This is a genomic window from Candidatus Methylopumilus planktonicus (genome assembly GCF_006364715.1).
In the GTDB taxonomy this organism is placed as follows: Bacteria; Pseudomonadota; Gammaproteobacteria; order Burkholderiales; family Methylophilaceae; genus Methylopumilus; species Methylopumilus planktonicus_A.
In genome coordinates, this window is record NZ_CP040984.1 from 408,155 (window position 1) to 423,443 (window position 15,289).

Annotated in this window: 15 protein-coding genes and 1 tRNA gene; all 16 read left to right on the forward strand. The window is 38.3% G+C overall.

Features of this window, described 5'->3' with window-relative positions; all coding sequences use genetic code 11:
• Position 1 precedes the first annotated feature (1 nt).
• The 16 genes from nuoH (at position 2) to pheT (ending at position 15,289) form a co-directional block, all read left to right on the forward strand.
• Entirely contained in the window at positions 2-1,033 is a 1,032-nt protein-coding gene (nuoH, locus tag FIT63_RS02295; protein ID WP_140006381.1) for an NADH-quinone oxidoreductase subunit NuoH, read from the forward strand.
• A complete protein-coding gene (gene nuoI / locus FIT63_RS02300) occupies positions 1,034-1,525 on the forward strand; it encodes an NADH-quinone oxidoreductase subunit NuoI (protein WP_140006382.1) in 492 nt (163 codons plus the stop codon).
• Positions 1,526-1,528: 3 nt separating this feature from the next.
• On the forward strand, positions 1,529-2,155 hold the full coding sequence (locus FIT63_RS02305) for an NADH-quinone oxidoreductase subunit J (RefSeq protein ID WP_140006383.1): 627 nt from the start codon (positions 1,529-1,531) through the stop codon (positions 2,153-2,155).
• Entirely contained in the window at positions 2,152-2,457 is a 306-nt protein-coding gene (gene nuoK / locus FIT63_RS02310) for an NADH-quinone oxidoreductase subunit NuoK (RefSeq protein ID WP_140006384.1), read from the forward strand. Before FIT63_RS02305 ends, nuoK begins: the two co-directional genes overlap by 4 nt.
• Positions 2,458-2,461: 4 nt before the next feature.
• Entirely contained in the window at positions 2,462-4,465 is a 2,004-nt protein-coding gene (nuoL, locus tag FIT63_RS02315) for an NADH-quinone oxidoreductase subunit L (protein ID WP_140006385.1), read from the forward strand.
• Position 4,466: 1 nt separating this feature from the next.
• Positions 4,467-5,969 carry an NADH-quinone oxidoreductase subunit M gene (locus FIT63_RS02320; protein WP_140006386.1) on the forward strand — a complete coding sequence of 501 codons (1,503 nt, stop codon included), beginning with the start codon at positions 4,467-4,469 and terminating at the stop codon, positions 5,967-5,969.
• The gene (gene nuoN, locus FIT63_RS02325; RefSeq protein ID WP_140006387.1) at positions 5,970-7,421 is read left to right on the forward strand and encodes an NADH-quinone oxidoreductase subunit NuoN; all 1,452 of its coding nucleotides are present in this window, start codon (positions 5,970-5,972) and stop codon (positions 7,419-7,421) included.
• Entirely contained in the window at positions 7,422-7,709 is a 288-nt protein-coding gene (locus FIT63_RS02330) for a DUF2818 family protein (RefSeq protein WP_140006388.1), read from the forward strand. It begins immediately after the preceding gene.
• Positions 7,700-8,548, forward strand: a complete 849-nt coding sequence (locus tag FIT63_RS02335) for an NAD-dependent epimerase/dehydratase family protein (protein ID WP_140006389.1) — start codon at positions 7,700-7,702, stop codon at positions 8,546-8,548. Before FIT63_RS02330 ends, FIT63_RS02335 begins: the two co-directional genes overlap by 10 nt.
• A 40-nt stretch (positions 8,549-8,588) precedes the next feature.
• Positions 8,589-8,665 (forward strand) — tRNA-Val (locus tag FIT63_RS02340).
• Positions 8,666-8,746: 81 nt separating this feature from the next.
• Entirely contained in the window at positions 8,747-10,654 is a 1,908-nt protein-coding gene (thrS, locus tag FIT63_RS02345) for a threonine--tRNA ligase (RefSeq protein WP_140006390.1), read from the forward strand.
• 106 nt (positions 10,655-10,760) lie between these two features.
• A complete protein-coding gene (infC, locus tag FIT63_RS02350) occupies positions 10,761-11,255 on the forward strand; it encodes a translation initiation factor IF-3 (RefSeq protein WP_478210059.1) in 495 nt (164 codons plus the stop codon).
• Positions 11,256-11,310: 55 nt separating this feature from the next.
• Positions 11,311-11,508, forward strand: coding sequence for a 50S ribosomal protein L35 (rpmI, locus tag FIT63_RS02355; RefSeq protein ID WP_028817792.1), 198 nt, complete (start codon positions 11,311-11,313; stop codon positions 11,506-11,508).
• Positions 11,509-11,518: 10 nt separating this feature from the next.
• A complete protein-coding gene (gene rplT, locus FIT63_RS02360) occupies positions 11,519-11,881 on the forward strand; it encodes a 50S ribosomal protein L20 (protein WP_028817793.1) in 363 nt (120 codons plus the stop codon).
• A 60-nt stretch (positions 11,882-11,941) separates the two neighbouring features.
• On the forward strand, positions 11,942-12,925 hold the full coding sequence (gene pheS / locus FIT63_RS02365; protein ID WP_140006391.1) for a phenylalanine--tRNA ligase subunit alpha: 984 nt from the start codon (positions 11,942-11,944) through the stop codon (positions 12,923-12,925).
• A 12-nt stretch (positions 12,926-12,937) separates the two neighbouring features.
• Positions 12,938-15,289: a phenylalanine--tRNA ligase subunit beta gene (gene pheT, locus FIT63_RS02370; protein ID WP_140006392.1), complete on the forward strand. Its 2,352-nt coding sequence runs from the start codon at positions 12,938-12,940 to the stop codon at positions 15,287-15,289.

Here is a 15,289-nt window from a genome sequence, read left to right on the forward strand (position 1 = left end):
GATGGATGGTTTGATAACATCCACATTTGGAGTTTGGTGGCCTGACATTGCCAAAACATTATGGATACTCTTAAAAATTGTAGCTGTCGTTTTGCCTTTAATGATATCTGTGGCTTACCTTACTTTTTTCGAAAGAAAAGTTATTGGATACATGCAAGTTCGTATCGGACCTAATCGTGTCGGTTATTTTGGATTGCTTCAGCCTATTGCGGATGCATTAAAGCTTTTATTCAAGGAAATGATTCTTCCTACAGCATCAAATAAAGTTTTATTTTTCTTGGCACCGATTTTGGCCATTGCGCCCGCTTTTGCAGCCTGGGCTGTGATCCCTTTTGATCTCAATTTGGTGATCGCAGATATTGATGCAAGTCTTTTATATATCTTAGCCATGACATCAATCGCCGTGTATGGAGTGATTATTGCTGGTTGGGCTTCAAATTCTAAATATGCTTTTCTAGGAAGTTTACGTTCCGCAGCTCAGATTGTGTCTTATGAAATTGCAATGGGATTCGCTTTAGTAGGCGTTTTAATGTGTGCTAATAGTTTAAATCTAGGAAAAATTGTCATGGGACAAGAGGGCGGATTTTGGCATTGGTATATTTGGCCTTTATTTCCTTTATTTATCATCTACTTTATAAGTGCTGTAGCAGAAACAAATCGAGCGCCTTTTGATGTGGCTGAGGGTGAGTCAGAAATTGTGGCTGGATTTCACGTAGAGTATTCAGGCATGGGCTTTGCAGTTTTTTTCTTGGCAGAATATGCAAATATGATTTTAGTATCGATGCTTGCAGCATTGATGTTCTTAGGTGGATGGTTATCACCCATTCCATTTATTCCAGATAGCTTCTTATGGCTTTTAGTTAAAGTTGCATTTTTATTATTTTTCTTCTTATGGTTTAGAGCGACATTTCCTCGTTATCGATATGATCAGATCATGCGACTGGGTTGGAAAATCTTTATTCCAATCACTATTGCTTGGATTGTATTTATTGGAGGCATGATGCAAACCTCATGGGGGTATTTATTTCACTAAATGATTAAAAAAACCAAACAATTCTTATCAAGTTTGATGCTCATTGAGCTTCTGAAAGGCATGCTCCTTACCGGCCGCTATTTCTTTGCAAGAAAGATTACTGTGCAATACCCGGAAGAAAGAACACCTCAATCAAATCGCTTTAGAGGTCTTCATGCACTTCGTCGTTATGCAAACGGAGAAGAGCGATGTATTGCATGTAAATTATGTGAAGCAGTATGCCCTGCCATGGCAATCACTATTGAATCAGAAGAGCGCGAAGATAAAACGAGACGTACGACACGTTACGACATTGATCTTACTAAATGTATCTTTTGTGGATTCTGTGAAGAATCTTGCCCAGTAGACTCGATTGTGGAGACAAGAATTCTTGATTATCACGGTGAATCACGAGGCGATTTGCTTTATACAAAAGAGATGTTACTTGCAGTGGGCGACAAATATGAAAAACAAATTGCAGAAGACCGTGCTCAAGATGAGAGATTTCGATAAATTATGATTGAATTTAAGAGTCTTGTATTTTACGTTTTGTCTTTTGTGCTTATAGCTTCAGGACTCAGTGTAATTACTTCTAGAAATCCTGTTACTGCAGCACTTTCCTTGGTTCTAGCATTTTTTAATGCCGCAGGCATTTGGCTTCTTTTGCATGCTGAATTTTTAGCGATTGCGTTAGTGCTTGTTTATGTTGGGGCTGTGATGGTCTTATTTCTTTTTGTGGTCATGATGCTTGATATTAATCTTGATAAATTAAGAGAAGGCTTTTGGGATTATCTTCCGATGGCAGGATTTATTGGCGTCCTTATGATGATTGAAATGGTTATGGTATTTAAAACTAAACAATTTAATCTTTTGCCTGTGACAGAACCAATTTCTAATACATCGAATACGGAAATGATAGGGAATACCCTGTATTCAGACTATGTACTTCCGTTTGAGTTAGCTTCTGTTGTATTGCTTATTGCAATTATTTCAGCGATAGCTTTGACGCTTCGCGATCGTAAAGATAGTAAGAAGACAAATCCTGCTGATCAGGTAGCTGTAAAACGTGAAGATCGTGTGCGAATAGTTCAAATGAAGTCGGAAGAAAAGTATATAAAGCCTAAAAGGAGGGAGAGAACATGATTGGTTTATCGCATTATCTTATCCTAGCCGCGATTTTATTTACAATCAGTATCGTAGGTATTTTTCTTAATCGAAAGAATATCATTATTTTACTTATGTCGATTGAGCTTATGTTGCTCGCAGTGAATATTAATTTTATTGCTTTCTCACATTATCTAAATGATATTGCGGGTCAAATTTTTGTTTTTTTTATTTTAACGGTGGCGGCCGCAGAATCTGCCATAGGTTTAGCAATCATCGTTTTAATTTTCAGAAATACACGTTCTATCAACGTAGACGATTTAAATCGTCTAAACGGGTAATCATTTGAATTCTATCTATGCATATCTAGCCGTTCCTTTACTGCCCCTCATAGCATCTTTTTGCGTGGGTATTTTGGGTCGAAAATTGCCAGAGGTTTTTGCTTCGAGCATGACGATCACGTCTGTCTTCTTTGCATTTGTGCTCTCATGCATCACTTTAAACCAGACTTTAAGCGGTTTAGTTTTAAATCAAACTATCTATCAATGGCTTCTCACAGGCCACTATCAATTTGAAGTCGGGTTCTTAATTGATAATTTGACAGCCATGATGATGGTGGTCGTGACTTTTGTATCACTGATGGTTCATATTTATACGATGGGCTATATGAAAGGAGATCCAGGCTACCGAAGATTTTTTAGTTACATCTCCTTGTTTACCTTTTCAATGTTGATGTTAGTCATGAGCAATAACTTTATGCAGCTCTTTTTTGGATGGGAGGCTGTAGGTCTGGTTTCTTATCTTCTTATTGGATTCTGGTTTGAGAGGCCCACCGCAATCTATGCAAACTTAAAAGCCTTTTTAGTAAATCGTGTCGGTGATTTTGGTTTTATTTTAGGCATTGCTTTGATCCTCTATTGGACAGGCTCTCTCGATTACGCAACTGTATTTAAAAGTACAGGCATTATGGCGGCGCATACAATGGAGTTTTTTGGCCAGCCTGTTAATGTAGTCACCGTCATATGTATTTTGTTATTTATTGGCGCTATGGGCAAGTCCGCACAAGTGCCACTTCATGTGTGGCTTCCAGATTCGATGGAAGGTCCGACACCTATATCAGCGCTGATTCATGCTGCAACGATGGTGACCGCTGGCATTTTTATGGTCGCACGGACGTCGCCTTTATTTGAGCTTTCTGATTCAGCACTTTCATTCGTTATGATTATTGGTGCTATCACGGCTTTGTTTATGGGCTTATTGGGCATCATTCAAAATGATATTAAGCGTGTCATTGCTTATTCAACACTTTCGCAATTAGGTTATATGACAGTGGCATTAGGAGCTTCAGCTTATTCGGTGGCTATGTTTCATTTAATGACACACGCATTCTTTAAAGCCTTACTTTTTCTAGGGGCTGGTTCAGTCATTATAGGGATGCATCACGATCAAAATATTCAAAACATGGGTAACTTAAAAAAATATATGCCTATTACTTGGATAACTTTTTTAATTGGCTCTTTAGCATTAATAGGCACACCGCTATTTTCAGGATTCTATTCAAAAGATAGTTTGATCGAAGCTGTCAAATTGTCCGACATTTCAGGAAGTCACTTTGCTTACTTTTCCGTATTGGTTGGCGTATTCGTAACAGCTTTTTATTCATTTAGACTTTATTTCCTTGTGTTCCATGGCAAAGAGAAATGGCGTCTTCAAAAACTTACACATCATGACGATCACCATCATGGCTTAACGCCAAAAGACAATCCACACGAAAGTCCTCTAAGCGTCACTTTACCTTTAGTACTCCTTGCTATTCCTTCCGTTGTGATTGGCTTTATGACAATCGAACCAATTTTATTTGGTAGTTTTTTTTCAAAAAGCATTTTCCTGGATATTGAAGCGCATCCAACGATGGAATTACTAAGCCATCACTTTCACGAAATTTATCATGGGCCTTTTGGCATGGCATTGCATAGCATCATAAGTCTGCCTTTCTTATTTACACTGAGTGGCGTTGCCTTAGCTTATTACTGTTATGAAGTGAATTTAAATTTACCCAAAACTATTTTTAACCGCACACAGACGATTTACCGCGTATTAGAAAACAAATATGGTTTTGATTCATTTAATGAAAAGTTTTTTGCATTCGGCAGTCGCTTCTTAGGCAACAAATTCTGGCAAATAGGGGATGTCAAAATTATTGATGGATGGCTTGTTAATGGAACAGCTAAATCAATTAGCAAGCTTGCAGAAAAAATACGTGTGATTCAATCAGGCTATATTTATCACTATGCTTTTGCAATGGTCATAGGTGTATTTTTATTCTTAACTTTTTTTATAAAAATATAAGATGAATTTAACCCACATATTAAGTTTCTCAATTTGGACACCTATCTTTTTGGGCGGCCTTATACTTTTATTCAGTGGAAAAATGAGCGATACACAAGCCAAATGGTTTTCACTTATCAGCAGCCTGATTTCTTTTTTAATTACCATTCCACTTTACACAGCATTCGATTTTTCCTTTGGACAGTTTCAGTTCCAAGAATTCTTCCATTGGATTCCTGCCTTTCATATTAATTACCATTTAGGCGTAGATGGTTTTGCAGTCCCTTTAATTCTTTTAACAAGCTTCACAACAGTTATTGTCGTCATGGCTTCATGGCGATCGATTAAAGATAGAGTTGCGCAATATATGGCAGCTTTCTTGATTATGTCAGGTCTTATGATTGGCGTATTTAGTGCGCTTGATGCCATGCTCTATTATATTTTTTGGGAAGCAATGCTGATCCCTATGTTCTTAGTGATTGGTATTTGGGGTGGGCCTAATAGAATTTATGCCACGATTAAATTCTTTTTATATACTGTTTTAGGTTCTTTATTAATGTTGGTCGCGTTCATTTATCTTTACTTGCAAACGCATTCGTTCGAAGTCGTCAATTTTTATAATGCCGGCCTAGGTCTCTATCCTCAGATCTTCATCTTCTTAGCTTTCTTCATGGCTTTTGCAGTCAAGATTCCAATGTGGCCCCTCCATACATGGCTACCTGATGCTCACGTTGAAGCACCGACTGGCGGATCGGTCGTTTTGGCAGCAGTGATGTTGAAATTGGGTGCCTATAGTTTTATGCGATTTGCAATGCCGATTGCACCAGATGCCGCGATTTATTTAAAAGATTTTATGGTGACGTTGTCACTGATTGCTATTTTATATATTGCATTGATCGCCCTTGTGCAAAAAGACATGAAAAAACTGATCGCTTATTCATCCATATCACACATGGGTTTTGTCACTCTAGGTCTATTTATGTTTAATTCAATCGGTATTGAGGGTGCATATGTTCAAATGATTTCTCACGGCTTTATTTCTGCAGCAATGTTTTTATCTGTTGGCGTTTTATATGACAGATTGCATACAAGAGAGATTGGAGATTATGGGGGTGTCATGCATGCGATGCCTACCTTCGCAGCTTTTGCAGTATTTTTTGCTATGGCTAATTGCGGGCTTCCTGGTACTTCAGGTTTTGTAGGAGAATTTATGGTGATCATGAGCGCGATGCAAAATAATTTTTGGATTGCTTTGATAGCTGCAAGCTCACTCATCTTTGGTGCAGCTTATTCTTTATGGATGGTGAAGCGTGTATTTTATGGCCCACCACGCAATCAAAAAATTAGCGCATTAAAAGATATCTCTTGGCGTGAATTTTCTATTCTTTCTATTTTGGCAGTCCTTATTATTACAGTGGGCGTTTACCCAAAGATTATTACTGATATGACAAATGCCACGACAGTTCAATTTCTAGAGCATATGCACTTAATAAAACCTGTCACCTCATTGCCCATGGATGTATAAATGAATCCCCTTATTCAATCTGATCTTTTTTTAATCTTGCCAGAAATTCTTGTGCTTTCAATGGCAATGGTTGTTCTTATGACAGATTTATTTATTAAGCCATCTCAGCGTTGGATTATTTTTGCCTTATCTCAATTGACTTTATTAGGTAGCGCTTACTTTACTAGCCAAAATTTTAGTCATGAAACGCAATTTGCTTTTTCAAATATGTTTGTGCGTGACAGTTTTGCTGATTTTTTAAAAATGATGAGTTATGTTGGTACGTCACTCATTTTTTTCTATAGCCGGTCCTATATAAAAGACCGCGATTTATATCGTGGCGAATACTTTGCGCTTGTTCTATTTGCATTGCTTGGCATGATGATCATGATCTCAAGTCATAACATGCTTCTGGTTTACATGGGATTAGAGCTTCTATCTTTATGTTTATACTCTCTGACAGCGCTTGATCGAGACAACCAAAAAGCCACCGAGTCAGCCATTAAATATTTTGTATTGGGCGCTCTTGCATCAGGCCTTCTTCTTTATGGGATGTCTATGATTTATGGTGCGACCTCAAGTTTAGATTTAAACGTGATTTCAACGACTTTATTAAATCACCCGACAGACCATGCAATTCTTATACTAGGTCTTGTTTTTGTGGTCGCCGGCCTTGCTTTCAAATTAGGTGCAGTACCTTTTCAAATGTGGGTCCCTGATGTATATGAAGGCGCACCTTCATCCATCGCCATGCTGATTAGTTCTGTTCCTAAATTAGCAGCTTTTGCAATTACAGTTCGCATACTAGGTGATGGATTGCAGTCGATGATGGTCGATTGGAAACAAATGATGCTGATTATGGCGGTGTTATCTATTGGTATTGGAAATATCACAGCTATCGCACAAACAAATATTAAGCGTATGTATGCATACTCAACGATTTCTCATATTGGCTTTATTCTTTTTGGTTTGATGAGCGGCACACTTAATGGCTATGCATCAAGTTTATTTTATGTTGTGAGTTATATGTTTATGACGCTAGTATCTTTTGCAATACTCATGATGATGTCTCGTAAAAATTTCGAGTGTGAAACACTTGAGGACTTTAAGGGTTTGAATAAAAGAAATCCTTGGTATGCATTCCTTATGCTCATTACCATGTTGAGTATGGCAGGTATTCCTCCTACCGTTGGATTCTATGCAAAATTTATGGTGCTTCAAGCAGCGTTTGATGCAGGCTTTGCCAATTTTGTTGTCTATGCAGTTATGATGGCTTTGGTAGGGATGTTTTATTACATGAGGATTGTAAAGCTGATGTATTTTGATGAGCCAAAATTAAAAAGCAAATTAGATGTTTCGATGGATATGCAATGGATTTTATCGGCTAATGCATTAGCACTTCTACTTGTGGGTTTAGTGCCACATAGATTTATGGAGGCTACAACGCAAGCGGTAGCCTTGAGTCTTCATTAAATGATGCAATCAATACTTATTCTCGTCACGATTATCATGGCTAATGTGCCTTGGATGTTTAGTGAATTTCTTTTTGTTAAGAAATTTCCATCCGATAAAAAACCTTTTTCTTGGGCTTTGTTTGAAGTGGTGATTCTGTATTTTGTCACCGGCGGTATTTTACTTTTGGCAGAGTTTAAAATGATAGGACATATTCAACCGCAAGCCTGGGAATTTTATGCAGTGACTTTCTTTTTATTTTTAGTTTTCTCTTTTCCTGGATTCATTTTTAAAACGCTTTGGAAATAAAATCTCTTAAAGTTTTAATTGTAGGCTGTGGCCAACTCGGTTTCTCAATCGTCAAAAATGCTGACTCCGATGTATTTAAATTATATGGCTTTAGTCGAAGCTTAAGAAAATCCCCCGCTTCTATCGAAATGCATCAAGTTGATATTTTAAAAACCGAAGCTATTGATGTCATTAAATTAATAAACCCTGAAATTATTATCTACGCTGTTTCTGCAGATACTCAGTCTATTGAAAGTTATCAGGATCATTATGTAGTCGGCTTAAAAAAAACGTACGAAGCGATTTTGAAACTGGATCACTTCAAGCATCTTTTCTTTGTTTCAAGCACAAGAGTTTATGGACAAAAAACGACTAAGATTTTAAGTGAGCTTGATATTGCAGAACCTTCTGATTATGGAGGTGAAGCTTTAATGGAAGCTGAAACGGTTGCACGTCAGCTAAAAGATAAAGCCACCATATTACGTTTGTCGGGTATTTATGGCCCTAATCGAAAACGTATGATTCAATTAGCTCAAAGTAATCCGGGTAATTGGCCTGCAACCAATAATTGGTCTAATCGAATTCATGAAGAAGATGCTGCTCGTTTTATTGTATTTCTTATGAAGAGAATTATGATGAATGAATCTATTGAGCCACTTTATCTTGTCACAGATGGCGTGCCTACTAAACAATATGATGTATTAACGTGGATCAGAAATCGTCTTCAATTAACAACCGATACGATTGAGCTTCCGATTTTGGAAAGTGGAAAGCAATTGCAATCTGTTTTGTTGAATCAAACTGGATTTGTATTAAAGTACCCTGATTTTACGTATGGTTACGAAGCGATCATTGATTAGGGTTCTTCAATAGGATAGAATCCAAATTCCTAAATTCTTTAGGCGCGTAGCTCAGCTGGTTAGAGCACCACCTTGACATGGTGGGGGTCGTTGGTTCGATTCCAATCGCGCCTACCAATTTTTTGCATCATGGCTCAAGCTATCTAGAATGCTGAAAAGCTTATAAAATGGTGCAATCCTTAATAATTCAATTCAACTATGCCTGAAATAAGATTACCAGACGGGTCTAAGCGACAATTTGAAAGTGACGTGACCGTTGCAGAAGTTGCACAAAATATTGGTGCTGGACTTGCCCGTGCAGCGCTTGCAGGCCGTGTGAATGATCAACTTGTCGATCTTTCATTCGTCATTAGTGAGGATAGCGATCTTGCGATCATCACTGATAAAAATCCTGAAGGGCTTGAAGTTATCCGCCATTCAACTGCTCATCTTATGGCATATGCCGTTAAAGAGTTATTCCCGGATGCACAAGTGACGATTGGTCCTGTCATTGAACATGGTTTTTATTATGACTTTTCATATACACGACCTTTCACGCCAGAAGATCTAGAAAAAATTGAAAAGAAGATGACAGAAATTGTTAATCGCGATTTACCCATCACAAGAAAAGTATTGCTGCGAAATGATGCAGTTAAATATTTCAAATCAATTAAAGAAAATTATAAAGCTGAAATTATTGAATCTATTCCAGCAGATCAGGAAGTTTCCTTATACACCGAAGGTGAATTTACGGATCTTTGTCGAGGTCCACATGTGCCATCGACTGGAAAATTAAAAGTATTTAAATTAATGAAAGTAGCTGGCGCATATTGGCGCGGGGACTCTAAAAATGAAATGCTACAAAGAATTTATGGCACTGCGTGGACTAATAAAGAAGACTTACAAAACTATCTCTTCATGTTGGAAGAAGCAGAAAAAAGAGATCATCGTAAATTAGGTAAACAACTCGATTTATTTCATATGCAAGATGAGGCACCTGGTATGGTGTTTTGGCATCCCAAGGGATGGTCGATTTGGCAGGAAGTTGAACATTTCATGCGCAAGATGTTCTTGGATTATGGATATCAAGAAGTGAGAACGCCAACAGTTATGGATAAGACTTTGTGGGAAAAATCCGGACACTGGCAAAACTACCGCGACAATATGTTTACAACCTCTTCAGAAAATAGAGATTATGCGGTGAAGCCTATGAATTGCCCTGGCCACATTCAAATTTTTAATAACACTCTCCATAGTTATCGTGACCTTCCCTTAAGGCTCGCAGAATTTGGTTCATGCCATCGAAATGAACCATCAGGATCACTCCATGGCTTAATGCGTGTTCGTGGATTTACGCAAGATGATGCCCATATCTTTTGCACGGAAGAGCAGATTAAAGATGAAGTCGCTAAATTTATTGTGATGCTTTTTAAAGCCTACCAAGACTTCGGATTTAAGGATGTTTTAGTGAAATTATCGACTCGCCCTGAGAAACGGGTAGGCTCGGACGAAACTTGGGATAAGGCTGAATCTGCCCTTAAAGCTGCTTTAGTTGAAAATAAGCTGGAATTTGACCTTCAGCCTGGGGAAGGAGCTTTTTATGGGCCTAAGATCGAATTTACCCTAAAAGACAGCTTAAGCCGTCTGTGGCAGTGCGGTACGATCCAGCTCGACTTTAACTTACCTGAGCGCCTAGGCGCTGAATATGTCACAGAAGACAATAGCCGCAAACATCCTGTGATGTTACATCGGGCTATTGTAGGTTCTATGGAGCGTTTTATTGGGATTCTGATTGAACATTACTCGGGTGCTATGCCTCTTTGGCTTGCCCCGACACAAGCGGTTATCCTTAATATTGCTGACGCACACGCAAGCTACGCCTCAAAAGTCATGGATGAACTCAAGAAAAACCACATCCGATGCGATTCTGACTTGAGAAATGAGAAAATAACCTATAAAATACGCGAACATAGCTTACAAAAGATTCCTTATCTCTTAATTGTAGGGGAAAAGGAAATGGAAGCTGGGCAAGTTGCCGTGCGAACCCGAAAAGGCGAAGACTTAGGATCTATGTCGATTAAGTCATTGATTGATCGACTAAATCAGGAAGTTCAAACTAAAGTCTAGCAATAAGGTAGCGCGGTTTTTCTTTTATATTTACAGGGGATTTGTTATCGCTCAAGAGAAAGAAGTCAGAATTAATGGAGACATTACAGCTCAAGAAATTCGATTAATTGGCGTAAACGGCGAAGCGCTTGGCATAGTGACACTAGCTGAGGCATTTGCAAAAGCAGAAGAGATAGATATCGATCTAGTGGAAATTGCTCCACAAGCCCAACCCCCGGTATGTCGATTGCTCGACTACGGTAAGTTTAAATATGCAGAAAGCAAGAAGCAACACGAAACCCGCTTAAAACAAAAGCAGGTCAAGATTAAAGAAGTGAAGTTTAGACCGGGAACAGATGATGGTGATTACAACATCAAAATACGAAACCTCATCGGGTTCCTTTCAGATGGCGATAAGGCAAAGATCACCTTGCGCTTTAGAGGTCGAGAAATAACGCATCAAGAATACGGTTTAGCAATTCTAAAACGTGTTGAACATGATTTAATGGAATACGCAGTCGTCGAACAATTTCCGAAAATGGAAGGTCGACAAATGGTAATGGTTTTGGCTCCGCAAAAAAAAGTCAAACCCAAAACCACTGAAGCAAAAGTTTCTGAGTGATACGGCTTAAACGGCATGCCTAAGCACTCTTACTACTCTAACTAAGGAGATCAAAATGCCAAAAATGAAAACAAAAAGTGGCGCGAAAAAGCGCTTCAAGTTTTTAGGAAGTGGTATGGTAAAGAGAACACGTTCTCATTTACGTCATATCTTGACCAAAAAAACAACGAAACAAAAACGTAATCTTAGAGGTACTGTCCTCATTTCAGCAACCGATATCAAACGCGTTCGCGCGATGATGCCAACTCAATAAGGGGAATAATATGCCTAGAGTAAAACGTGGTGTCACCGCTAGAGCGAAACATAAAAAAGTTTTAGCACTTGCTAAAGGTTATCGCGGCCGTCGTAAAAACGTATACCGCATAGCTAAACAAGCAGTGATGAAGGCAGGTCAGTACGCTTACCGTGACCGTCGTCAGAAAAAACGTCAATTTAGAACACTATGGATTGCGCGTATTAACGCAGCATCTCGTGAATGTGGTCTTACATATAGCCGTTTCATGAATGGCCTTAAGAAAGCTTCTGTTGAGGTGGATCGTAAGGTTTTAGCAGATATGGCGGTATTCGATAAAGCAGCTTTTGCTAAGTTTGTCGAAATTGCTAAATCTGGTTCAGGAGCAGCATAAAAATTATTAATTTTTAAAAGGAGGCTTCTAGCCTCCTTTTTTTTATTAAAATAATAGTTAATGAATAATTTAGAACATACCTTAAAAGAAGCCCGTGAAGATTTTGATCAGTGCCAATCTGTGGCGGATCTTGATCAAGCAAAAGCCAAATACTTAGGTAAAAGTGGCGTCTTAACTGAAGCACTAAAATCATTAGGTAAATTATCTGCGGAAGAAAGACCTAAAGTTGGTGCTGAGATCAATGTCGTTAAACAAGGCGTTGAAGAAGTGCTTGAAAAAAGACGAGAAGCTATTTTGAATGCCTCACAAGCAGAACAGCTTGCAGAGGAATCATTGGATGTGACTTTACCTTCAAGAAAAGAAGATCGAGGTAGCTTACATCCAGTCACACAAACACTTCATCGTATTGAATCTCTTTTTCATTCCATTGGTTTCTCAGTGGCACATGGACCACAAATTGAATCTGACTTTTATAATTTCACAGCGCTTAATATTCCAGAGTCACATCCAGCACGTGCGATGCATGACACATTTTATATTGATGAATCTTATGTATTAAGAACACATACATCCCCTGTGCAAATTCGTCATTTAGAAAAAAATAAACCACCATTAAAAATTATTTCGCCGGGTCGCGTTTATCGCGTTGATTCAGATGCGACACATTCACCGATGTTTCATCAAGTTGAAGGTTTGTGGGTTGACCAGCAAGTAAGCTTCGCAGACCTTAAAGGTGTCATTGAAGATTTTCTCCAAAACTTTTTTGAGAATAAAGATTTAAAAGTGCGCTTCAGACCCTCATATTTTCCATTCACAGAACCTTCTGCTGAAATGGATATGAGTTGGAAGGGCGGTTGGCTTGAGATTGGCGGGTGCGGTATGGTGCATCCAGAAGTATTTAAACATGTAGGCATCGATTCAAATCAGTATCAAGGATTTGCTTTTGGTTTAGGCGTAGAGCGGTTAACAATGTTACGTTTTGGCGTTCAAGATCTACGTCACTTTTTTAATAACGACTTACGTTTTCTTCAGCAATTTATTTAAAGATTTCTCAATATGCAATTTTCTGAAAATTGGTTAAGGTCATATGTGAATACATCACTAGATAGTGATGCGCTTAATGATGTCATGATCATGGCAGGCTTAGATGTCGATGACTCTCATCTCCTAGGAGCCACTTTTAGTCACGTTGTCGTAGGTGAAATTGTGTCGATTAAAAAACATCCTGACGCAGATCGACTTCAGGTGTGCGATGTCAATATTGGTGATAAGACATTACAAATTGTTTGTGGCGCACCAAATGCAAGACAAGGTATTAAAGTGGCATGCGCATTAGTGGGTGCTAAATTACCTTCAATAGATATTAAAGAAGCAAAAGTGCGCGGCGTTGAATCATTCGGCATGCTTTGTTCATTGAAGGAGTTAGGATTAGCTGAAGAAGCTGAAGGTATTTTAGAATTGAGTCATGATTTAAAGAATGGCACTGATTTAAGAGTAGCACTTGATCTTAATGATCAGATTACGACATTAAAATTAACGCCAAACCGAAGTGATTGTTTAAGTCTATGGGGTGTCGCTCGAGAAGTCGCTGCCATTACCACATCTTCACTTTCACCTATCGCTTATGAAGTGAATCCGATCAAGCAAAGTGAAAAGAAAAATGTTGTTGTTGAAGAAAAATCAGCATGCCCACGATACTGTGGCCGCATCATTAAGAATGTAGACAATACAAAAACATTACCTGATTGGATGGTATCAAGACTCGAACGCTCCAATATTAAATCAATCAGTCCTATTGTTGATATCACTAATTATGTGTTGCTTGAAATTGGACAACCACTTCATGCATTCGATCATGACAAATTGCAGGGTGATGTCGTAGTGAGATTTGCCAAGGCTGAAGAGCCTATTCATTTACTTAATGATACAAAAATTAAATTATCTAAAAAAGATTTGGTCATTGCAGACAGTTCAGGTGTGATTGCATTTGCCGGTGTGATGGGTGGTATGCCATCGTCAGTGACTGAAACTTCTCAAACTATTTTTTTAGAGAGTGCTTTCTTTGATCCTATCGTGATCGCTGGTAAAGCAAGAGCTTATAATTTATCGACAGATTCATCTTACCGTTTTGAACGAGGCGTTGATTTTGCAAACACACGTCTTGCATTAGAGCGTGCTTCATCTCTTATGATTGAGTATTGTGGTGGTGAGGCAGGTGAGATCACCGAAGTTTTAAATATTTTACCTTCGCGAAACGAAATTCACTTAAGACTGAAAAAATTAAATGCTATTCTAGGTATTGAAGTGCCGAGCCAAGATGTTGAGCGTATTTTTCATCAGTTAGGTTTTGAGGTCAACAAGACAATTGAAGGATTTAAAGTTACACCACCTTCTTATCGATTTGATATTGCGATTGAAGAAGATCTTATTGAAGAAGTCGTTCGCTTGTATGGTTACGACAAAATACCTTCTCATCAACCTGTCAGCCATCAAACGATGTTACCCACTTCTGGAGTTTGTCAGCGAGATCTTAAAGAGGCACTCACATCTCGCGGCTTTTATGAAGTAGTGACTTACAGTTTTATTGAAGACGATATTGAGAAATCATTGCATGGAAATTCGAATCCCATTCAATTACAAAATCCAATTGCAAGCCAAATGTCAACGATGCGATCATCATTATGGGGCAGTCACCTGGAAGTCTTAACTTACAATTTAAATCGACAAGTATCACGATTAAATATTTTTGAAATTGCACAAACTTTCCAAGGCACAAAAAAAGATTTTATTGAGACTGAAGTGATATCAGGATTAAGTTACGGTAGTTTTATGCCTGAGCAATGGGCTGACAAGATACGTGATATTGATTTTTATGATATCAAAGCCCATGTTGAAGCATTAACATCTAAACACCTCGTATTCCAAAAAACTGACAAAACACCTTTAGCCCTTCATCCAGGACAGTCGGCAGAAGTCTTTTTAGAGGGTCAGTCGATAGGTTGGGCGGGTAAATTACATCCAAAATGGCAGCAACACTTTTCTCTTCCTAAAGCCCCCTTTATCTTTGAATTAAAAATAGAGAAGCTTCTAGAGGATAAAGTGTTTAAATACGAAGATATCTCAAAATTCTTACCTGTAAGACGAGATATTGCCGTCGTGGTAGATGAATCAGTTGAAGTAAATTCAATTTTAGATGCAGTGTATAAGGCTAAAATCCCATTCTTAAATAGGATAGCTTTATTTGATCTTTACCAAGGAAAAGGCATCGCTGAAAACAAAAAAAGTGTTGCATTTCTGATACTTATGCAGGATACTTCAAAGACATTAGTTGATAGTGAAGCTGATTCTTCCGTATCAAAAATCGTTGAATTACTTGAAAAACAATTTGGCGCAATGCTCCGCAACTAA